This is a genomic window from Arthrobacter sp. UM1, from assembly GCF_020483305.1.
Taxonomy (GTDB): Bacteria; Actinomycetota; Actinomycetes; order Actinomycetales; family Micrococcaceae; genus Falsarthrobacter.
This window is the reverse complement of the sequence record NZ_JACWAB010000002.1, coordinates 122,508-142,847: the sequence shown is the minus strand read 5'-3', so window position 1 is coordinate 142,847 and position 20,340 is coordinate 122,508. Positions and strand designations below refer to the sequence as shown.

Here is a 20,340-nt window from a genome sequence, read left to right as displayed (position 1 = left end):
GCGGTGGTGCGGAGCTCTCGCGCGGACGTCTAGCGGGCGGCCTGGCGGATGGCGTCCGTGTAGCCCTCGTGCCAGCTCAGCCGGGTGTGGCTCGCGGCCGAGCCCTGGACGGCCTCTCCGCTTCCGGGCAGGCGGCCCGTCACGATGTACCGGGTCTCCCCCGGCATGACCATGAACAGCCGGTCCCTGGCCTGCTGGCGGACGTAGGCGTCGTCCTCGAAGCGCTTGGACTCAGAGGTCAGGCGCTCATTCTCCGCCTTCTTGGCCGCGATGTCCGCCTTGAGCTCCGCCACCTCCTGCTTCTGCTTCATGTAGACCTTGAGCTGCGGGGCGATCAGCATCATCGCGCCGATGACGAAGATGATGACCACGAGCAGCGGTCCCGTGAGCGCGCCCCGGTGAGGCCCCTTGCGGGACGGGGTCGAGTGCTCCGCGTCCCGGCTCGAGCCCGAGCCGGAGGGAGAGCGGCGGATCGTGGGCGCGAGCGCGGTCCGCTCGGCCCGACGGCGGGCGGCGGCCTCGAGCTGACGGCTGAGCGGCGATCCGGAGCGCGGTCTGCGGGGGGACATGCTCTGCTTTCGTGGGTTCGGGGAAGTCTGGGGCGGATGCCCGGGGAGCGGCCCGGGCGGCAAGGGGGCGCGGTCGGCGCCCCCTTGCCGGACGCGATCTGGAATCAGACCGTGAAGCGCGGGAAGCTCGTGCGGCCCGCGTAGAGCGCCGCGTCCGCGAGCTCCTCCTCGATCCGCAGGAGCTGGTTGTACTTCGCGACGCGCTCGGAGCGGGCCGGGGCGCCGGTCTTGATCTGGCCTGCGTTGGTGGCCACGCAGATGTCCGCGATCGTGGTGTCCTCGGTCTCGCCGGAGCGGTGCGAGGTGATCGTCGAGTAGCCCGCGCGCTGCGCCAGGGCGATCGCGTCCAGCGTCTCCGTGAGCGTGCCGATCTGGTTCACCTTGACGAGCAGGGAGTTGGCCGTCCGCGCGTCCACGCCGCGCTTCAGGCGCTCCGGGTTCGTCACGAAGAGGTCGTCTCCCACGAGCTGGACGCGGTCCCCGATGTGGTCCGTCAGGGTCTTCCAGCCGTCCCAGTCCTCTTCGTCGAGCGGGTCCTCGATGGAGACGAGCGGGTAGTCCCGGACGAGCTCCTCGTAGTAGGCGCTCATGTCCTGGGCCGAGAGCTGACGGCCCTCGAACGTGTAGACGCCGTTCTCGCAGAACTCGGACGAGGCGACGTCGAGCGCGAGCGCGATGTCCTTGCCCGGCTCGTAGCCGGCGCGGCGGATGGCCTCGACGATGAGGTCGAGCGCCGCCCGGTTGCTCGGAAGGTTCGGGGCGAAGCCGCCCTCGTCGCCGAGGCCCGTGGCCAGGCCCTTCTCGTTCAGCACGGCCTTGAGGCTGTGGTAGACCTCGACGCCCCAGCGCAGGGCCTCCGTGAAGGTGGACGCGCCGACGGGGGCGATCATGAACTCCTGGATGTCCACGTCCGAGTCCGCGTGCGAGCCGCCGTTGAGGATGTTCATGAGCGGAACGGGAAGGACGTGGGCGTTCGGGCCGCCGAGGTAGCGGAACAGGTCCAGGTTCGCGGACTCCGCGGCCGCGCGGGCCACCGCCAGGGAGACGCCGAGCATCGCGTTGGCGCCGAGCTTGGACTTGTTGTCCGTGCCGTCCAGCTCGATCATCGTCTGGTCGATGAGGCGCTGGTCCGAGGCGTCGAACCCGAGGAGGACGGGCTGGATCTTCTCGATGACGTTCTGGACGGCGTCCTGGACGCCCTTGCCGAGGTAGCGCTTCTTGTCCCCGTCCCGCTTCTCGTTCGCCTCGAAGGCGCCCGTCGACGCGCCGGAGGGCACGGCCGCGCGGCCGAAGCTTCCGTCGTCGAGGAGGACCTCGACCTCGACCGTCGGGTTGCCCCGCGAGTCGAGGATTTCACGGGCATGGATTGCGTCGATGGTTGCCACAGCGCTCCTTGGTGCATCGTGATCTGTCCGCGCGGGCGCCGCCCGGCGCCCGCGAGCCTCGGAACGAGGCCTCTACCCTGCAAGCGTAGTCCAGATGGGCCTTCCGGGTCAGCGCGCTGCACCGTCCGCGGACAGCGGGTCTCAGCGACCGGTCTCGGCGCCCTCCCCGCGCTCCTGCGCCTTGATCGCGTCCCACTGCGCGTCGATCTCCGCGATGGACATCGGCACCACGCGGACCGAGCCGTCCTCCGCGAACACGTGCGGGGAGCGGCGGACGAGCTTGGCCGTGATCGCCTCGATGACCGCGTCCAGGCTCACGCGCCGCTCCGGGGCCTCGGCCTCCGAGCCGATCTCGGCCTGGAGCACCACCTGGAGGAGGAGGTCCCCGAGCTCGTCGGCCAGCTCACGCCCCGTCCCCGTGCCCTCCTCGAGCGCGGCGACGGCCTCGGCGATCTCCTCCGCCTCCTCGGCGGCGTACGGCGCGATGCTCGCGTGCGTCTGCTCCGAGGTCCACGGGCAGTGGACGCGCAGCGCGTGCACCACCTCGACGAGGCGCTGGAAGCGCTCCGCCGTCGTCGGGCCCTCCGGAGGCGTCACTTCGCCAGGACGCCGAGCCGCGCGTACTCGCTGCGGATGTAGTCCTCGAGGGCGTCTCGGTCCTCGAGCGGGAGGAAGGCCGCCTGGGCCGCGTTGAGGGTGAGCTCGAGGAAGTCCTCCGCCTCGTAGTCGAACACCTCGGCGAGCAGCTCGAACTCGTCGGAGAGGCTGACGTCCGACATGAGGCGGTTGTCCGTGTTGATCGTGACGTTGAACCCGAGCTGGACGAGCATGTCGATCGGGTGGTTGTCGATGTCCCGGCCCTCCTCGACGCTGCCCGCGATGGTGTCGATCGCGCCGGTCTGGAGGTTGGAGGACGGGCAGACCTCGAGCGGGATCTGGCGGTCCCGGACCCAGGAGGCCACCTGGCCGAGATCTGCGGTGGCGCGAGGGGCGCCGTCCTCGTCCTTGCTGCCGTCGAAGGACACCTCGATGTCCTCGGCGATGCGCACGCCGTGGCCGAGCCGCTGCGCGCGTCCGGCCACGAGCGCGTCGCGGATCGACTCCACGCCGTCCGCCTCGCCCGCGTGAACGGTGGCCGGGAACTGCTCGCGCGCGAGCAGGGTGAACGCGTCCTCGAAGCGCGACGGCGGGAAGCCGGCCTCCGGGCCCGCGATGTCGAACCCGACAGCGCCGCGCTCACGGTGGCGCAGGGCGAGCTCGGCGATCTCGAGGCCGCGGTCCGTCTGGCGCATGGCCGAGACGAGCTGGCCCACGCGGATGGTCTGGCCCTTGATGGCCGCGGACTCGACGCCCTGCTCGAGGCCGCGCTGCACGGCCTCCACGGCCTCGTCCAGCGTCAGCCCGCGAGTGAGGTGCTGCTCGGGCGCCCAGCGGATCTCGCCGTAGACCACCCCGTCGTCCGCGAGGTCCTCGACGAACTCCCGGGCCACGCGCTCGAGGTCCTCGGCGCGCTGCATGACCGCGATCGTGTGGTCGAACGTCTCGAGGTACCGCACGAGCGATCCGGAGTCCGCGGACTCGTGGAACCACTCGGCGAGGCGGTCCGGGTCCGTCTCGGGGAGCTCGTGGCCGATCTCGGCCGCGATCTCGATGATGGTCTCCGGCCGGAGGCCGCCGTCCAGGTGGTCGTGGAGCGAGACCTTCGGCAGGTCCTCGTACGTGACGTCGATGGGCGCGTTGTCCAGAGCTGCGGTGTCCTGAGGCGTGTTCACGCCTTAACTCTACGGGAGAGGGCCGGGCCGCTCTAGCCTCGGCTCCGGCCTCCCCGCTGCGGCCCTACGCGATCCGGTCGAGGATGAGCGGGGCCAGCGCCGTCGGCTCGTTCGAGGAGATGCTCCAGGCGCCCTCGAGGGACTCCTCGGCCCGCGCGAAGCGCTCCGGGGTGTCCGTGCAGAGCGTGAGGAGCGGCTGTCCGGCCGTGACGCGGTCTCCCGGCTTCGCGTGCATGCGCACGCCGGCGCCCGCCTGGACGGGGTCCTCCTTGCGGGCCCGCCCCGCGCCGAGGCGCCACGCGGCCACGCCCACCGCCATGGCGTCCAGCTCGGTGAGCCAGCCGTCCTGGTCCGCCGTGATGACGTGCTCCTCCGCGGCCTTCGGCACCGGCGCGTCAGGGTCGCCGCCCTGAGCGGCGATCATCCGCCGCCACACGTCCATGGCCCGGCCGTCCTTGAGGGCCGCGGCGGGGTCCGCGTCCGCCGCCCCGGCGCCCGCGAGCATCTCCTCGGCGAGCGCCACGGTGAGCTCGACGACGTCGGCCGGGCCGCCGCCGGCGAGCACCTCCACGGACTCCTCCACCTCGAGGGCGTTGCCCGCCGTGAGGCCGAGCGGCGTGTCCATGTTCGTCATGAGCGCCACCGTGTTGACGCCGGCGTCCTGGCCGAGCGCCACCATGGTGCGGGCGAGCTCCCGCGCGTTCTCCTCGTCCTTCATGAACGCGCCCGAGCCGCACTTGACGTCCAGCACGAGCGTGCCCGTTCCCTCAGCGATCTTCTTGCTCATGATGGAGCTCGCGATGAGCGGGATGGCCTCGACCGTTCCCGTGACGTCCCGCAGCGCGTAGAGCTTCTTGTCCGCCGGGGCGAGGCCCGAGCCTGCGGCGCAGATGACGGCGCCCGGATCCCGGAGGACCGCCATCATCTCCTCGTTCGAGAGGCTCGCCCGCCATCCGGGAACGGACTCGAGCTTGTCCAGCGTGCCGCCCGTGTGGCCGAGCCCCCGCCCGGAGAGCTGCGGCACGGCGACGCCGAACACGGCCACGAGCGGTGCAAGCGGGAGCGTGATCTTGTCCCCCACTCCCCCGGTGGAGTGCTTGTCCGCCGTCGGCTTCCCGAGGGACGAGAAGTCCATCCGCTCGCCCGAGGCGATCATCGCGGCGGTCCAGCGCGCGATCTCCTCGCGGTTCATGCCGTTGAGGAGGATCGCCATGTTGAGCGCGGACATCTGCTCGTCCGCGATGGCGCCGCGCGTGTAGGCGTCGATGGTCCAGTCGATCTGCGCGTCCGTGAGGACGCCGCGGTCTCGCTTGGTGCGGATGATGTCGACGGCGTCGAAGGCCTCGGCCATGGGGCTGCCTTTCTCCTGGTTCGGTCTCAGTGGGTCAGTGGCGGCTGCTCGGCCGCGCTCGGTCAGGAGAGGTCCTCCGGCCCGAACGCGCCGGGCAGGACCTGTTCCATCGTCAGGACGCCGGCCGGCGTCGCGAGGAGGAGCTCCGGCCCTTTGTGCTCGAAGAGCAGCTGGCGGCAGCGGCCGCACGGGGCGAGCGGCTCGCCATCCCCGTTGACGCAGACGAAGGCCCGGAGGGTCCCGCCGCCCGTGGCGAAGAGCTCCGAGACGAGCGAGCACTCGGCGCAGAGCGTGACGCCGTAGGCGGCGTTCTCCACGTTGCAGCCGGAGACCACCCGGCCGTCGTCGGTCAGGGCCGCCGCGCCCACGCTGAAGCCGGAGTAGGGCGCGTAGGCGCGCCCCATCGCCTCGACCGCGGCCTCGGTGAGCCGGGCCCAGGTCTCCTCCGTGACGTCGATGAGGCGCACCGCGCTAGCCCTTCGTGTAGGGCTCGCCGCTCGCCGCGGGCGGCCGGGAGCGGCCCACGAGCCCGGAGACGGCGATGATGGTCAGCGCGTACGGGAGCATGTCGAGGAACGCGGAGTCCACCGGGGACTTCGCGATGGACACGATCGAGGCGAGGTTGCCCGCGACGCCGAAGAGCACAGCGGCGAAGAACGCTCCGATGGGGTTCCAGCGGCCGAAGATCATCGCCGCGAGGGCGATGAAGCCGAGGCCGCCCGTCATCTCCTTGGAGAAGGCGCTCGTGGCGACGAGCGTGAAGTAGGAGCCGCCGAGGCCCGCCACGAGCCCTCCGAGCATGACGTTGCGCCACCGGGTCCCGTTGACGTTGACGCCGAGTGTGTCCGCCGCCTTGGGGTGCTCGCCGACGGCGCGGACGCGCAGGCCCCAGCGGGTCTTGAAGAGGGCGAACCACGTCAGCGCCACGAACACGAGCAGGGCGTACCCGAGAAGGGACTGGTTGAAGAAGGACGGCCCGATGATCGGGATGTCGCTGAGAAGCGGGATCGGCACCGCGCTGAGGCCCTTGGGGGTGTTGAACTGCGCCGTGCCCTCGTCCCGCATGAGCGCGTCGAAGAAGAAGCCGGTGAGGCCGGAGACGAGGACGTTGAGCACCACGCCCACGATGATCTGGTTGACCTGGTAGCGGATGGCGAACAGGCCGAGGAGCGCGGCGACGACGCCGCCCGCCACGGCCGCGGCCAGGACGCCGGCGTACGGGTTCTGCGTGAGGCTCGAGAAGAGCGCCGCGCTGAACGCGCCCGCGAGCAGCTGGCCCTCGATGGCGATGTTGACCACGCCGGCCCGCTCGCCGAGCACGCCCGAGAGGGAGCCGAACGCGATGGGCACGATGATGGGCATGGCCGTGATGAAGAGGCCCGCCAGGCTGAGGTGCTTGGACCCCGATCCGGCCACGAGCCAGACGAGGAAGCTCGCGACGAGCAGGGCGGCCCCTGCGGCCAGCAGCCACCCGGGGACGCGGCCCGCGCGGAGCATCGAGGCGAACGCGTACGCGGCCCCGAGGACGAGCAGGACGGCGAGCGTCCACAGCACCGGCAGGGAGGAGAACTCGAGCGGGGCGAGCTGGACCTTGTCCGAGGCCTGGCTCAAGTCGAACGCGCTCTGGGCGCTCACCCCGGTCAGGGCGAAGACGAGGGCGATGGCGGCCATGACCGCCATGACAATGGGCGTCTTGTAGTTCCGGACGACGACGCGCTCGGCGGTGACGCTCGGCGCGGCGTCCTCCGTGGTGACGCTCTGGACGGCCTGGGGCGCGGGCTGAGTCGAGGAATGGCTCATGGCTAGCGTGCCTCCGCCTTCGTGGTGGTCTTCGTGGCCTTCTTCTCCCGGCGCGTGCGGCGCTCGAGGCCGAACATGGCCTTGATGAGCGGCGGGGCCGCGATGAAGAGGACGATGAGGGACTGGACGATGAGGACGATGTCGATGGAGACGTCGGCCTGGACGCTCATCGCCTGGCCGCCCGCCCGGAACGCGCCGAACAGCAGGCCGGCCCAGAACGTGCCCCACGGCGAGGAGCGGCCGAGCAGCGCCACCGTGATCGCGTCGAAGCCGAGCTGGCCCGCGATGTTGTCGTCCAGCGTGCGCTCCGTGCCCGCAATCTGGCCGGCGCCGGCGAGGCCCGCCATGCCTCCGGCGATGAGCATCGCGGTGATGTATCCGCGCGAGACGAGCATGCCCGCCGTCTTGGCCGCGGCCGGGTTGGATCCGATGGCGCGGATCTTGAGGCCGATCGTGGACCGCTCGATGAGCCACCACGCGCCGACGACGGCGGCCACCGCCATGACGAACGCCCAGTTGAGGCGGAAGGCCCCGCCGAGCAGCTTCGGGAACATCGCCGAGTCCAGGACGGGGGCCGAGACCGGCTGGTTGCCGCCGGGCGCCTTCATGGGGCCGCGCAGGAGGAAGAGGAGGATGAACAGCGCGATGTTGTTGAGCATGATCGTCACGATCACCTCGTGGGCGCCCGTCTTGGCCTTGAGCCAGCCGACGAACCCGCCCCACACGGCGCCGCCTGCGAAGCCCGCGAGGATGACGAGCGGCAGGTGGAGGACGGCCGGGAGGTGGAAGGAGTAGCCCACCCACGCGGCGGCCGCGGCGCCCGCGATGATCTGGCCCATGCCGCCGATGTTGAAGAGGCCCGCCCGGAAGGCGATGGCCACGGCGAGGCCGGCCAGGATGAGCGGCGTGGCCTGCGTCAGCGTCTCGAAGACGCCGAACCGGCCCGCCGGGTCCGCCGCCGACGGGTCGAAGGTGGCCCCGCGAAGGAGCGCGCCGTAGGCGGTGGAGACCGCCTCCCAGGCCGCCTCGAGGGTGTCCGTGGGGCGGCCGAAGAAATAGACCGCCGCGTTGGCCACGCGCTTGTCCGTGGCGACGATGAGGATCGCGCCCACCACGAGGGCCACGACCACGGAGAGGACGGAGACGAGGGCGTTCCCGGAGAAGACCTTCCTCAGGAGCGCTCCTCCCCGGCCCTCGCGCGAGGACGCTCCCGTGGAACCGGGGCCCCCGGCTCGCGCTTCCTCGCCGTCCTGCGCGACGTCGGAGGCCTTGACCGCCTCCGGCTTGCTCACTGCACTGCTCACTGCTCGCCTTCCTGCGTGCTGCCGATGCCCTGGCGCACTGCCTCGCGGGCTTCCTCGGACGTCATTCCGGCCATCATGAGGCCGAGCTCGTCGCGGCTCGTGCCGCCGGGGACGATCCCCATGAGCTTCCCGGCGTAGAGGACCGCGATCCGGTCCGAGAGCTCGAGGATCTCGTCGAGCTCCGTGGAGACGATGAGCACGGGCGTGCCCTTGTCCCGCTCGGCCAGGATGCGGCGGTGGAGGAACTCGATGGAGCCGACGTCCACGCCGCGGGTGGGCTGGGAGGCGATGAAGAGCTTGAGATCCCGGCTCAGCTCCCTCGCCATGACGATCTTCTGCTGGTTTCCGCCGGAGAGGGTTGAGGCCGCGGACGAGGCGGACTGGGTCCGGATGTCGAACTCCTCGATCTTGGCGGAGGCGTTCCGGGAGACGGCGGCTCGGTTGAGCGTGGCCCCCTTGGCGAACGCCGGGTCCTCGTAGCGGTCGAGGATGAGGTTCTCCGCCACGGAGAACGGGCCCACCAGGCCGTCCGTGCTGCGGTCCTCCGGCACGAAGCCGACGCCGGCGTCCAGCGTCTTGCGCACCGACTGGCCCACGAGCTCCCGCCCCTCGAGGCGGATCGAGCCGGTGACGTGCTCCTGGAGCCCGAGGATGGCCTCCGTGAGCTCGGTCTGGCCGTTGCCCTGGACTCCGGCCACGCCGAGGATCTCGCCCTGGCTCAGGCCGAAGGAGACGTCGTTGAGGAGCAGGCGGCCCTGGGCGTCCGCGACGCTCAGGCCCTCCACCGTGAAGGTCTCCTCTCCGAGCTGCGGCTCGGACTTCTCCAGGTTGAGGGAGACGGAGCGGCCCACCATCGCGGCGGCAAGCTCGCTCGTGGAGGCGCTGGGCTCCGCGGTGCCGACGACCCGGCCCCGGCGGATGACGGTGATGACGTCCGAGACGGCCTTCACCTCGCGGAGCTTGTGGGAGATGAAGAGGATGGACGTGCCGTCCGCCTTGAGCTGCGCGATGATCCCCATGAGCTCGTCCGTCTCCTGCGGGGTGAGCACGGCCGTGGGCTCGTCGAGGATGAGGATCTTGGCCTTGCGCACAAGCGCCTTGACGATCTCGACGCGCTGCTGGGCGCCCACCGAGAGGTCCTCGACGACGGCGTCCGGGTCCACGTCGAACCCGTAGCGGTCCGAGATCTCCTTGATGCGCTTGCGCGTGGCGGGGAGGTCCAGCGCGCCGAGGCCCTTGACGTCCTCGTCTCCGAGGGCCACGTTCTCCGCGACCGTGAAGACGGGCACGAGCATGAAATGCTGGTGCACCATGCCGATCCCGGCCCGCATCGCCTCGCCCGGGCCCGCGAAGGACACGGGCTCTCCGTCGAGGAGGATCCGGCCCTCCGTGGGCTCGTAGAGCCCGTAGAGGACGTTCATGAGCGTGGACTTGCCGGCCCCGTTCTCGCCGAGGAGCGAGTGGACCTGGCCCTCCTCCGCGACGAGCGAGATGTCCTCGTTCGCGGCGAAGGAGCCGAAGCGCTTGGTGATCTTGTCGAGCTCGAGTCTCATGACGGGAGCGGCCATCCTTGTGTGTCGAGGTCCGGCGGAGTCTCCCCCGCCTCCTGTGAGACGACCGCGGCCGTGCGGGCCCCGGCTCGGCCGGCGCCCGCACGGCGCAGTCGCGTGCGTCCGAAGACGCGGTCAGTCCTTCGGCGAGGCCTTGGACTCGACCTTGATCTTGCCGTCGATGATGTCCTTCTTGACGGCCTCGAGCTCCTGCTTGGTCTCGGCCGAGACCTTCGAGTCGAACTCGTGGAACGGCGCGAGCTGAGTGCCCTCGTTCTTCAGCGTGCCCACGTACGGCTCGTTGGAGAACTTGCCCTCGAGGTCAGCCTTGATGACGTCCTCCACGGCCTTGTCCATGGTCTTCATGACCGAGGTGAGGATGACGCTCTTGTACTTGGGGGCGGTCTCCACGCCGTCCGAGTCCACCCACACGACCGAGACGCTCTTGCCCTTCTGGTTGGCGGCGAGGACCGCGTCTCCCGTGCCCTGGGCCAGCGGGCCGGCCACGGGCATGATGACGTCCGCGCCCGCGTCGATGAGGTTGTTGGTGGCCTTGGTGCCCTCCTGGACCACGTCGAACGTGTTGGTGAACGTTCCGGTCTGCTTGGCCTTGTCCCAGCCGAGGACCTGGACGTTCTTGCCCTTCTTCTCGTTGTAGTGCTTGACGCCGTCCGCGAAGCCGTCCATGAAGATGGTCACCGTGGGGATGTTGATGCCGCCGTAGGTGCCCACCTTGCCCGTCTTGGACTGGGCCGCCGCGGCGTAGCCCGCGAGGAACGCGGCCTGGGCCGTGTCATAGATGATCGGCTTGACGTTGTCCGCCTTGATCTGGTTGTCATCCACGATGGCGAAGTGGGACTTCGGGTTGGCCTTGGCCGCCGCCTTGGTGGCGTCCGAGAGGAGGAAGCCGACCGTCACTGTGAGGTTGCACTTGGCGGTGGCCATCTGCTGGAGGTTGGGGGTGAAGTCCGACTTGGCCTTGGACTCGGCCTTCTTCACCTTGATGCCGAGGTCCTTCTCCGCCCGCATGAGGCCTGAGTAGGAGGACTGGTTGAAGGACTGGTCATCGAAGCCGCCGGCGTCCGAGACGATGCAGCCGGTGTAGTCCTTGCCCGCCTCCTTGGCCTTGGTGTCAGCGGGCGGGGCCGCGCAGGCGGTGAGGGCGAGCGCGCCCAGGGCGAGAACAGCTGCGGACTGAGTCGCGCGGCGATGTGAGAGCTTCACAATGCCTCCAGAGAACAGATGAGAGTGAGGTCCCAGCCACCCCTTCTGCCTCCGGCGCGATGCGCCCTCGCGGTACAACGGTGGACTCGGGACGTGAGTCATCCCATGATATCCGAACCCGCCCCCATGCGCGCCGGTGGGCTAGGCTTCGCCGATGCGCTTCCACGCCTCGTGGAACAGGCTCGCGCTGCGCACCTTGGACGCCCCCGTGCCCTCGCCGTCGTACAGGGTGGAGGAGAGCATGACCGCCTGGGCGCCGAGGCGGCGCGCGAAGCCGTGGACGCCCTCCGCCACGGCGGAGGGCTCGCCGACGAACTTGGTGGCCGGCAGGAACTGGAGGGCCGAGCGCTCCTCCGGGCTGAGCTCCACGGACGCGGCGGTCTCCTCCGAGACGATCGGCTTCGGAGCGCCCTTGCGCAGGTTGAGCGCCATGATGCGCGCCGGCCCGGCGAGGCGCTCGGCCTCCTCGGCGGTCTCGCCGACGACGACGGAGGTTGTGAGCATGGCGAATGGCTCGCCGTGGGACTTGTCCCCGTATTCGGCCTTCGCCTGGGCGAAGGACGAGCGGTAGAGCTCGAACACGCCGGCCGGGTCCTCGTTGCCGAAGTGGTGGGCGTAGCTGTACGCCAGGCCCAGCTGGCCCGCGAGCTGCGCGGAGTACCGGCTCGAGCCGAGGAGCCAAACGCGAGGGGCGCCCTCGGGCGCCGGCGTCGCGCTGAGGAACCGGGTGTGCGCGGAGCCGCGGGGGTCTCCGAAGAGGCCGAGGACGTCGAGGACGTGCTGCGGGAACTGCTCCACGGCGTCCGCGCCCGCTCCCCGGCGCAGCGCGGCCGCGGTCCGCGCGTCCGTCCCCGGCGCCCGCCCGATGCCGAGCTCGATCCGCCCCGGGTGCAGCGCCTCGAGGAGCGCGAACTGCTCCGCGACGACGAGGGGCTGGTGGTTCGGCAGCATCACGCCGCCCGAGCCGAGGCGGATACGCTCGGTCCGCGCCGCGAGGTGGGCCATGAGCACCGCCGGCGAGGTCGAGGCGACGGCCGGCATGTTGTGGTGCTCGGCCACCCAGAAGCGGTCCAGGCCCGCGGAGTCGGCCCAGCGTGCGTAGGCCTCCGTGGCGCGGAGGGCGTCGGCGCTCGTGCACCCCTCCGAGACCGAGGCGAGGTCGAGGATTCCCAGTTCGATGTCCGTCACGGCACTCGCAACGCGGCCGGGGCCGGGTTCATTCCCGGCGGGCCCCGGACGCCTCTACTGCCCCGCGGATGCCGTGAACGCCGCGCGCAGGGCGGCCGCCGTCATGACCTCGATCCCGATGTCGAGCGCCCTGGGGTCCGGGGTGTAGTCCCCGCGGTGCAGGTCATAGGTCTCCCCGCCCGGCGTGCGCGTGCCGAGCCGGAACATCGAGCCGCTGACCTCCTTGGTCATCCAGGCGAAGTCCTCGCCGCCCATCGACTGCGGCGTGAGCACCACGGCCTGGCTCCCGAGCTGCGCGCGGGCCGCCTCCTCGATGAGGAGGGTCTGCTGCTCCGCGTTGACCACGGGCGGGACGCCCCGGACGTGGTCGAGGCTGACGTCGACGTCGAACGGCGTCGCCAGCTGGCGCACCACCATGTCGAGGAGGTCCCCCGAGGCCTCCCAGGCCTCGGCGTCGAGGCACCGCATGGTGCCGGCGAGGACGCCGTGCGAGGGGATCTGGTTGGGCGCGCTTCCCGCGGAGATCTGGCCCCAGACCACGGAGACGCCGCTGCGGGCGTCGATCCGCCGCGCGAGGACGGCGGGCACGTTCGCCGCGAGGAAGGAGAGGGCCTGGACGAGGTCCTCCGTGAGCTGCGGACGGGAGGTGTGGCCGCCGCGGCCCGTGAGCTCGATCCGGATGGTGTCCGCGGCCGAGGTGATCGCGCCGATGCGGGTGCCCACCTGGCCCACGTCGATCCGGGGGTCGCAGTGGCAGGCGAGGACGGCCGGAACGCCGTCGAGCACGCCCGAGGCGACCACGCGCTTGGCGCCGCCCGGGATCTTCTCCTCCGCCGGCTGGAAGATGACGCGCACCCTGGCCGGCAGCGGCGAGAGGCGGTCCAGCCGCGCGAGGGCGAGGGCCGTGCCGAACATCACGGAGGTGTGGATGTCGTGCCCGCAGGCGTGCGCCCTGCCCTCCGTGCGCGAGGCGTACGGCAGGCCCGTCTCCTCGAGCACAGGAAGCGCGTCGATGTCCCCGCGGAGGCCGAGCGCGAACGGGCCGGTCCCGAGGTCCACGTACGCGCCCGTGCCCTCCATGCGGACGGGCTCGAGGCCCTCCGCCTCGAGCGCGGCGACGATCTGGTCCGTGGTGCGGAACTCCTGGAAGGAGAGCTCCGGGTGCGCGTGGATGTCCTCGCGGAAGGCGTGGACGCGGTCGCTCAGCTCGCGGCATACCGCGGCGATGTCAGTGGAGGAAGGCGGCTGGGTGCTCACAGGACGTCCGTGTCTCCCTGGTCCTTCCAGTGCGCCACGGCGGCCTTGACGGACTGGGCGTGCTCCTTGGTGGTGACGAGCAGGGCGTCGTGGGTGTCGACGACGACGACGTCGTCGATGCCGATGAGCGCGATGACCCGGTTCGTGTCCGAGACGACGATGCCGCCGCTCGACTTGTCGCTGTAGACGCGCTGCGAGTCCCCCATGACGGTGACGGAGTCGCTGTCCAGGGCGTGGTTGAGGCGGGCCATGGCGGCGAAGTCCCCGACGTCGTCCCACGTGAACGCGCCGGGGATGACGGCCACGTCCCCGGCCGCGGCGGCGGGCTCGGCCACGGCGTAGTCGATGGCGATCTTCGGCAGCGTGGGCCAGACGCGCGCCGTGACCTCGTCCCGCCGCGGGGTGTCCCAGGCCTCGGCGATCTCCATGAGGCCGGCGTGCAGCTCCGGCTGGTTCGCCTCGAGGTGGCGGAGCATGAGCTCCACGGGAGCCACGAACATGCCCGCGTTCCACGAGTACTCGCCGGAGGACACGTAGGCGTTGGCCGTGGCCTCGTCCGGCTTCTCCACGAACTCGACCACGTGGTGGGCGTGCGGAGCGCCCTCGACGCCCAGGTTCTCCCCCTGCCGGATGTAGCCGAAGCCCGTCGAGGGGAAGGACGGCGCGATGCCGATCGTCACGATCCTGCCGGTCGCGGCCGTGGCCACCGCCTCGCGGACCGCCTCCTGGAAGAGGCGCAGAGGCGCGATGACGTGGTCCGCGGCGAACGAGCCCATGATGGTCTGCGGGTCCCGCGTGTAGAGGATGGCGGCGGCCAGGCCGATGGCGGCCGCCGAGTCCTTCGGCTCGGACTCGAGCACGAGGTCGGCGTCCGTGAGCTCCGGGAGCTGCGCGCGCACCGCCTGCTCGTGGGAGACGCCCGTGACGACGACGATCCGGCCCTCGCACAGATCCGCGAGCCGGTCCCAGGTGGCGCGGATGAGGGTGCTGCCGGAGCCGGTGAGGTCGTGCAGGAACTTCGGCGCGGCCGCGCGGGAGAGCGGCCAGAGGCGGGTGCCCACGCCTCCAGCGGGGATGACCGCGTGAAAACGCGACATCGGCGTTGCGGAATCAGACGTCTCGGTCGAGTTCATAAATGCCCAGTGTACCGAGGCTCGCCTGAATTGAATAAGAGCTAGGAACAGGCCTAGATTTGGATGGGAGCATGTGCTCCCACGCCGGCGGCAGGCATCCCCACGCGCCTCGGAACCGTCGACGCAGGTCCTTGGGAGGTTAATTCAGTGTCGAAGACACCAAAGGGCGGCACGCTGTATCGCGGCCGCGAAGGCATGTGGTCCTGGGTCGGCCACCGAGTCACCGGCGTGGTGATTTTCTTCTTCCTTCTCGTCCACGTTCTGGACACGTCCCTCGTCCGCGTGGCGCCGGAGGCGTACGACGCCGTGATCGGCACCTACAAGACGTGGTACATGGCCCTCGGCGAGACCGGCCTCGTGGCGGCCATCCTCTTCCACGCCCTCAACGGCATCCGCGTCATCCTCGTGGACTTCTGGAAGAAGGGCCCGAACTACCAGCGCCAGATGCTCTGGGGCGTCCTCGGGCTCTGGGCCGTTCTCTTCATCGGCTTCGCCGTCCGCCACTTCTCCCTCGCTTTCGGAGGCCACTAAATGAGCACCATCGAAGCTCCCCGCTCCAACCGCATCGGCACCGGCCGCGTCGCTCCGGAGTACTCGCGCTCGAAGCAGGGCAAGGGCAACTTCGAGATGCTCGCCTGGCTCTTCATGCGCCTCTCCGGCGCGGTGCTGGTCGTCCTCATCTTCGTCCACCTCTTCGTGAACCTCATGGCCGGCGGCGGCGTCCACGCCATCGACTTCGGCTTCGTGGCCGGCAAGTGGGCCAACCCCGTCTGGCAGTTCTGGGACCTCGTCATGCTGTGGCTCGCGATGCTCCACGGCACCAACGGCGTCCGGACGATCATCAACGACTACGCCGAGAAGGACTCCACGCGCCTGTGGCTGAAGACCGCGCTGTACATCGCCGCGGCCGTCGTCGTCGTCCTCGGAACGCTCGTGATCTTCACGTTCGACCCGTGCGTCCTCAACGCGCAGGGCCAGCCGCTGCCCGGCTCGTTCTGCCCCAGCAAGTAGCCACCACTGATCGCGGCCCGCGTCCGGGCCCGAGCAGATCAGAGAAAGAGCATCCAGAATGCAGGTCCACAAGTACGACGTCGTCATCGTCGGCGCAGGCGGCGCCGGCATGCGCGCCGCCATCGAGTCCGGACAGCGCGCCCGCACCGCCGTCCTGACGAAGCTCTACCCCACCCGCTCCCACACCGGCGCCGCCCAGGGCGGCATGTGCGCCGCCCTCGCGAACGTCGAGGAGGACAACTGGGAGTGGCACACCTTCGACACGGTCAAGGGCGGCGACTACCTCGTCGACCAGGACGCCGCCGAGGTCATGGCCAAGGAGGCCATCGACGCGGTCCTCGACCTCGAGAAGATGGGCCTCCCCTTCAACCGCACCCCCGAGGGCCGGATCGACCAGCGCCGCTTCGGCGGCCACACCCGCAACCACGGCGAGGCCGCCGTGCGCCGCGCCTGCTACGCCGCGGACCGCACCGGCCACATGATCCTCCAGACGCTCTACCAGAACTGCGTCAAGCACAACGTCGAGTTCTACAACGAGTACTACGTGCTGGACCTGCTCACGGTGGACGAGGAGGTGGACGGCCGCATCCAGAAGCGCGTGGCCGGCGTCGTCTCCTACGACCTCGCCTCCGGCGAGCTGCACGTCTTCCAGGCCAAGTCCGTGGTCTTCGCCTCCGGCGGCGCGGGCAAGGTCTTCAAGACCACGTCCAACGCCCACACCCTCACGGGCGACGGCATGGCCATCGCGTTCCGCCAGGGCATCCCGCTCGAGGACATGGAGTTCTTCCAGTTCCACCCGACCGGACTCGCGGGCCTCGGCATCCTCCTCTCCGAGGCGGCCCGAGGCGAGGGCGGCATCCTCCGCAACGCCGAGGGCGAGCGCTTCATGGAGCGCTACGCCCCGACCATCAAGGACCTCGCTCCCCGCGACATCGTGGCCCGCTCCATGGCCAACGAGGTCCGCGAGGGACGCGGCGCCGGCCCGAACAAGGACTACGTCTACCTCGACCTGACGCACCTCGAGCCGAGCCACATCGACGAGAAGCTGCCGGACATCACGGAGTTCGCCCGCACGTACCTCGGCGTCGAGCCCTACACGGAGCCGGTCCCGGTGTTCCCGACCGCCCACTACGCCATGGGCGGCATCCCGACGAACATCAAGGCCGAGGTCCTCCAGGACAACGAGACGGTGGTGCCGGGCCTCTACGCGGCCGGCGAGGTCGCCTGCGTGTCCGTGCACGGCTCGAACCGCCTGGGCACCAACTCCCTCCTCGACATCAACGTCTTCGGCAAGCGCGCCGGCATCGCCGCAGCGGAGTACGCCAAGACCGCCGAGTTCGTGGAGATCCCGGAGAACCCGACGGCGTTCGTCGAGAACCAAATCGCCCAGCTGCGCGCGGCGACGGGCTCCGAGAAGGTGGCCGTGCTCCGCTCGGAGCTCCAGGAGACCATGGACGCCGACATGCAGGTGTTCCGCTCCGAGGAGACCATCCGCCGCGCCCTCGACAAGATCGAGGAGCTGCGCGAGCGCTACAAGCAGATCGCCATCCAGGACAAGGGCAAGCGCTTCAACCTCGACCTCCTCGAGGCGATCGAGCTCGGCTTCCTCCTGGACCTCGCCGAGGTCATGACGGTCGCGGCGCTTCACCGCAAGGAGTCCCGCGGCGGCCACTACCGCGAAGACTTCCCGAAGCGCGACGACGAGAACTTCATGAAGCACACGATGGTCTACCGCGACCCCGAGTCCGAGACGGAAGGCGTCAAGGGCATGCGGTTCGACACCAAGCCTGTGATCTTCACCCGCTACGAGCCGATGGAGCGTAAGTACTGATGAGCCACGCAGCAGCAGAGCCTGCCGAGAAGACCGAGGCGGGCGCCCAGAACCAGGTCCAGCAGGGCCAGAAGCAGGGCGGCGCGGACGAGGTCCCCTCGTTCGACATCACGCTCAACGTGCGCCGCTACAACCCGGAGTTCTCCGACGAGGCCCGCTGGGACACGTTCCAGCTGACCATGTACGGCACGGACCGCGTCCTCGACGCCCTCCACAAGGCCAAGTGGGAGGTGGACGGATCCCTGTCCTTCCGCCGCTCCTGCGCGCACGGCGTCTGCGGCTCGGATGCCATGCGCATCAACGGCCGCAACCGCCTCGCGTGCAAGACGCTCCTCAAGGACCTCGACCTCTCCAAGCCGATCACGGTGGAGCCGATCAAGGGCCTCCCGGTGGAGAAGGACCTCATCGTGGACATGGAGCCGTTCTTCCAGTCCTACCGCGAGATCATGCCGTTCCTCGTGAACAAGGGCCCGGAGCCCACCAAGGAGCGCCTCCAGTCCGCGGAGGACCGTGCGCGGTTCGACGACACCACGAAGTGCATCCTCTGCGCCGCGTGCACGTCCTCCTGCCCGGTCTTCTGGACGGATGGCCAGTACTTCGGCCCGGCCGCCATCGTCAACGCGCACCGCTTCATCTTCGACTCGCGCGACGACGCCGGCGACATGCGCCTGGAGATCCTCAACGACAAGGAAGGCGTGTGGCGCTGCCGCACCACCTTCAACTGCTCGGAGGCGTGCCCCCGCGGCATCCAGGTGACCAAGGCCATCGCCGAGGTCAAGCAAGCCATCCTGACCCGCAGCATGTAGTCCGGTCCGTCCGGCCAGGAGAGCCCCCGCCCCGAAGCCCCGCGCTTCCTGGGACGGGGGCTCTTCTGTGTCCGGGCCCCTCCCTCAGCCGGGCCCCGTCCCTCATCCGGGCCCGTCCCTCAGCCGAGCCCCTCCCTCATCTGTTGCGAGTTGGAGGAAAGCGGGCCTCCATTCCTCCAACTCGCAACAGATGAGGCGGGGAGGGTGCAGATGAGGGGCGGGGAGGGTGCAGATGAGGGACGGGGAGGGTTCAGATGAGGCGGGACAAGGCCAGATGAGGCGGGAAAGGGATGGGACGGCAGAGAGGGCGGGAGGGTCCGGGCTCGGAGCGGCACCCGCACGGCTAGGCTGGGGACTGTTCGTGCCCCTTCATACCTGTCCCCCGACGAGAGGAAAGCCCATGTCAAGGGTTGTTCACTTCGAGATCCACGCGGAGAATCCCGAGCGTGCTGTCAGCTTCTACCGCGATGTGTTCGGCTGGGAGGTCGAGGACTGGAGCGAGTTCGCCGGAATGCCCTACTTCGGCGTCAAGACCGGCCCGCAGGACCAGATGGGCATCGACGGAGCCATCATGAAGCGCATGACCCCGAACATGGAGGTCGGCGGGCCCGTCGCGGGCGCGGTCCTCACCATGGGCGTCGAGGACTTCGACGCCGCGGCCACCGCCATCCTCGACGCCGGCGGCAGCGTCGCCCTGCCCAAGTACGCGCTGCCCGGCATGGCCTGGCAGGGGTATTTCCACGACACTGAGAACAACGTGTTCGGCATCCACCAGCCCGATTCGGAGGCGAAGTAGACATGAGCGCTGACAAGAACGTCCTCTGGCCCCGCATCCACGATGTGCGCGAAGGCCTCTACAACGACCTGTACGAGCTCGACGAGGCACAGTGGCAGACCCGCTCCCTCTGCTCCGACTGGACGGTGGAGCAGCTCGTGGCCCACATGGCCTCGACCTCGACGACGACGCCGAAGAGCTTCCTTGCGAACCTCCTCAAGAACCGCTTCTCCATGGACCGCATGTTCAACGAGAACATCGCGGAGCTGACCGCCCAGGGCCGCCCCGCCGTCCTCGAGGCGTTCCGTGCGAACATGCACAGCACCACCGCCCCTCCCGGGCCGGTGGAGTCCTGGCTCGGCGAGGCCCTCATCCACGCGGAGGACATCCGCAAGCCGCTCGGCGCCCCGCACGAGTACAAGATGGACGACCTCATGACCCTGGCCGAGTTCTACAAGGGCTCCAACCTGCTCATCGGCACGAAGTCCCGCATCAAGGGCCTGAAGCTGTCCGCGACGGACCAGGCCTGGTCCACCGGCACCGGGCCGGAGGTCCGCGGACGCATGCTGCCCCTGCTCATGACCATGACGGGGCGGGACGCCTACCTCGACGAGCTCGAGGGCGAGGGGCTTCCCGAGCTGCGCTCCCGCTTCGCCTCTGCCGGAGCCCGGCACAAGGACGAGCCGGGCCGATAGGCTGAGGGCACAGAACACCGCTGAGCAAGCCAGGAGGACCCATGGCGAAGTACGACGCAATGTACCCCCGCATCATCAAGGCCCGCGAGTCCCTCGCCGCGGACCTGGCGGGCCTGTCCCGCGCCCAGTGGGCCACGCGCAGCCTCTCGAAGGAGTGGACGGTCCAGAACGTCGTCGCGCACCTCGCCGGGACGTTCACGAGCACCCTGGGAGGGATGCTCCGGTCCGTGGCGCTCAACGGCTTCAGCCTCAAGAAGGCGAACGACGCCGAGGTCTCGGAGAACACCTTCCCCGACCCGCAGAAGACGCTCGAGGTCTACCGGGAGCGGATGGACAGCCGTGAGGGCTTCCGGCCGGCGGAGGCGGATCTCGTGGAGATCATCGTGCATGCGGAGGACATCCGCCGCGCGCTCGGGATCGCGCACGAGTACTCGCGGGAGGACCTGCAGTCGCTCGGCCGCATCGCCGCCAAGGGGCATCTCGGCCCCCAGGGCAAGAAGCGCGCGAAGGGCGTGCAACTCGCGGCCACGGACATTCCGTGGTCGCTCGGCAAGGGGCCGCGCGTGGAGGGTCCGATGATCTCCCTCGTCATGGCCCTGGCCGGACGCGAGGAGTACCTCGAGGACCTCTCCGGCGACGGCGCCGAGGCGTTCCGCAGCCGCTTCTGACGAGCGGCTGCACAGAGAGAG

Annotated in this window: 20 protein-coding genes; 7 read left to right on the top strand and 13 right to left on the bottom strand. The window is 70.0% G+C overall.

The window, feature by feature from the left end; genetic code table 11:
* Nucleotides 1–29: 29 nt before the first annotated feature.
* From H9I38_RS04015 to H9I38_RS03955, 13 genes are all read right to left on the bottom strand, one after another.
* The gene (locus tag H9I38_RS04015) at nt 30–569 is read right to left on the bottom strand and encodes an FtsB family cell division protein (protein WP_226337466.1); all 540 of its coding nucleotides are present in this window, start codon (nt 567–569) and stop codon (nt 30–32) included.
* 104 nt (nt 570–673) lie between these two features.
* The gene (gene eno, locus H9I38_RS04010) at nt 674–1,954 is read right to left on the bottom strand and encodes a phosphopyruvate hydratase (protein WP_226337465.1); all 1,281 of its coding nucleotides are present in this window, start codon (nt 1,952–1,954) and stop codon (nt 674–676) included.
* Between the two features lie 141 nt (nt 1,955–2,095).
* Nucleotides 2,096–2,551 (bottom strand): MazG nucleotide pyrophosphohydrolase domain-containing protein, encoded by a 456-nt coding sequence (locus H9I38_RS04005; protein WP_226337464.1) that lies wholly within the window; start codon nt 2,549–2,551, stop codon nt 2,096–2,098.
* Nucleotides 2,548–3,726: an adenosine deaminase gene (locus H9I38_RS04000; RefSeq protein ID WP_226337463.1), complete on the bottom strand. Its 1,179-nt coding sequence runs from the start codon at nt 3,724–3,726 to the stop codon at nt 2,548–2,550. Before H9I38_RS04000 ends, H9I38_RS04005 begins: the two co-directional genes overlap by 4 nt.
* A gap of 64 nt (nt 3,727–3,790) precedes the next feature.
* Complete coding sequence (locus H9I38_RS03995; RefSeq protein WP_226337462.1) at nt 3,791–5,077, bottom strand: thymidine phosphorylase; 1,287 nt, start codon at nt 5,075–5,077, stop codon at nt 3,791–3,793.
* Between the two features lie 62 nt (nt 5,078–5,139).
* The gene (locus H9I38_RS03990) at nt 5,140–5,544 is read right to left on the bottom strand and encodes a cytidine deaminase (protein ID WP_226337461.1); all 405 of its coding nucleotides are present in this window, start codon (nt 5,542–5,544) and stop codon (nt 5,140–5,142) included.
* 4 nt (nt 5,545–5,548) lie between these two features.
* A complete protein-coding gene (locus tag H9I38_RS03985; RefSeq protein ID WP_226337460.1) occupies nt 5,549–6,877 on the bottom strand; it encodes an ABC transporter permease in 1,329 nt (442 codons plus the stop codon).
* 2 nt (nt 6,878–6,879) lie between these two features.
* Complete coding sequence (locus H9I38_RS03980; RefSeq protein WP_226337459.1) at nt 6,880–8,181, bottom strand: ABC transporter permease; 1,302 nt, start codon at nt 8,179–8,181, stop codon at nt 6,880–6,882.
* Entirely contained in the window at nt 8,178–9,734 is a 1,557-nt protein-coding gene (locus H9I38_RS03975; RefSeq protein ID WP_226337458.1) for an ABC transporter ATP-binding protein, read from the bottom strand. Before H9I38_RS03975 ends, H9I38_RS03980 begins: the two co-directional genes overlap by 4 nt.
* A gap of 132 nt (nt 9,735–9,866) precedes the next feature.
* On the bottom strand, nt 9,867–10,955 hold the full coding sequence (locus H9I38_RS03970; protein ID WP_226337457.1) for a BMP family lipoprotein: 1,089 nt from the start codon (nt 10,953–10,955) through the stop codon (nt 9,867–9,869).
* 141 nt (nt 10,956–11,096) lie between these two features.
* The gene (locus tag H9I38_RS03965; protein ID WP_226337456.1) at nt 11,097–12,143 is read right to left on the bottom strand and encodes an LLM class flavin-dependent oxidoreductase; all 1,047 of its coding nucleotides are present in this window, start codon (nt 12,141–12,143) and stop codon (nt 11,097–11,099) included.
* A gap of 54 nt (nt 12,144–12,197) precedes the next feature.
* Entirely contained in the window at nt 12,198–13,370 is a 1,173-nt protein-coding gene (locus H9I38_RS03960; protein ID WP_226337653.1) for an amidohydrolase, read from the bottom strand.
* Between the two features lie 26 nt (nt 13,371–13,396).
* Nucleotides 13,397–14,497 carry a mannose-1-phosphate guanylyltransferase gene (locus H9I38_RS03955; RefSeq protein WP_413463511.1) on the bottom strand — a complete coding sequence of 367 codons (1,101 nt, stop codon included), beginning with the start codon at nt 14,495–14,497 and terminating at the stop codon, nt 13,397–13,399.
* Between the two features lie 183 nt (nt 14,498–14,680).
* Here H9I38_RS03955 and sdhC point away from each other — a divergent pair, with 183 nt between their 5' ends.
* The 7 genes from sdhC (at nt 14,681) to H9I38_RS03920 (ending at nt 20,319) form a co-directional block, all read left to right on the top strand.
* The gene (gene sdhC, locus H9I38_RS03950) at nt 14,681–15,064 is read left to right on the top strand and encodes a succinate dehydrogenase, cytochrome b556 subunit (RefSeq protein WP_226337454.1); all 384 of its coding nucleotides are present in this window, start codon (nt 14,681–14,683) and stop codon (nt 15,062–15,064) included.
* Nucleotides 15,065–15,544, top strand: a complete 480-nt coding sequence (locus H9I38_RS03945) for a succinate dehydrogenase hydrophobic membrane anchor subunit (protein ID WP_226337453.1) — start codon at nt 15,065–15,067, stop codon at nt 15,542–15,544. It abuts the gene before it with no gap.
* A 58-nt stretch (nt 15,545–15,602) separates the two neighbouring features.
* Nucleotides 15,603–17,375, top strand: a complete 1,773-nt coding sequence (sdhA, locus tag H9I38_RS03940; protein WP_226337452.1) for a succinate dehydrogenase flavoprotein subunit — start codon at nt 15,603–15,605, stop codon at nt 17,373–17,375.
* Entirely contained in the window at nt 17,375–18,181 is an 807-nt protein-coding gene (locus H9I38_RS03935) for a succinate dehydrogenase iron-sulfur subunit (protein WP_226337451.1), read from the top strand. The genes sdhA and H9I38_RS03935 overlap by 1 nt, the downstream gene beginning before the upstream one ends.
* 400 nt (nt 18,182–18,581) lie before the next feature.
* The gene (locus H9I38_RS03930; protein ID WP_226337450.1) at nt 18,582–18,977 is read left to right on the top strand and encodes a VOC family protein; all 396 of its coding nucleotides are present in this window, start codon (nt 18,582–18,584) and stop codon (nt 18,975–18,977) included.
* 2 nt (nt 18,978–18,979) lie between these two features.
* Nucleotides 18,980–19,651 carry a maleylpyruvate isomerase family mycothiol-dependent enzyme gene (locus H9I38_RS03925; protein WP_226337449.1) on the top strand — a complete coding sequence of 224 codons (672 nt, stop codon included), beginning with the start codon at nt 18,980–18,982 and terminating at the stop codon, nt 19,649–19,651.
* 41 nt (nt 19,652–19,692) lie between these two features.
* Nucleotides 19,693–20,319 carry a maleylpyruvate isomerase family mycothiol-dependent enzyme gene (locus H9I38_RS03920; RefSeq protein WP_226337448.1) on the top strand — a complete coding sequence of 209 codons (627 nt, stop codon included), beginning with the start codon at nt 19,693–19,695 and terminating at the stop codon, nt 20,317–20,319.
* Nucleotides 20,320–20,340: the final 21 nt, after the last annotated feature.

Coding starts and splice junctions, on each gene's coding strand:
- H9I38_RS04015 (WP_226337466.1), bottom strand. CDS start 569: ATGTCCCCCCGCAGACCGCGCTCCGGATCGCCGCTCAGCCGTCAGCTC.
- H9I38_RS03945 (WP_226337453.1), top strand. CDS start 15,065: ATGAGCACCATCGAAGCTCCCCGCTCCAACCGCATCGGCACCGGCCGC.
- H9I38_RS03975 (WP_226337458.1), bottom strand. CDS start 9,734: ATGAGACTCGAGCTCGACAAGATCACCAAGCGCTTCGGCTCCTTCGCC.
- H9I38_RS03930 (WP_226337450.1), top strand. CDS start 18,582: ATGTCAAGGGTTGTTCACTTCGAGATCCACGCGGAGAATCCCGAGCGT.
- H9I38_RS03920 (WP_226337448.1), top strand. CDS start 19,693: ATGGCGAAGTACGACGCAATGTACCCCCGCATCATCAAGGCCCGCGAG.
- sdhA (WP_226337452.1), top strand. CDS start 15,603: ATGCAGGTCCACAAGTACGACGTCGTCATCGTCGGCGCAGGCGGCGCC.
- H9I38_RS03935 (WP_226337451.1), top strand. CDS start 17,375: ATGAGCCACGCAGCAGCAGAGCCTGCCGAGAAGACCGAGGCGGGCGCC.
- H9I38_RS03955 (WP_413463511.1), bottom strand. CDS start 14,497: ATGTCGCGTTTTCACGCGGTCATCCCCGCTGGAGGCGTGGGCACCCGC.
- H9I38_RS03985 (WP_226337460.1), bottom strand. CDS start 6,877: ATGAGCCATTCCTCGACTCAGCCCGCGCCCCAGGCCGTCCAGAGCGTC.
- H9I38_RS03925 (WP_226337449.1), top strand. CDS start 18,980: ATGAGCGCTGACAAGAACGTCCTCTGGCCCCGCATCCACGATGTGCGC.
- H9I38_RS03995 (WP_226337462.1), bottom strand. CDS start 5,077: ATGGCCGAGGCCTTCGACGCCGTCGACATCATCCGCACCAAGCGAGAC.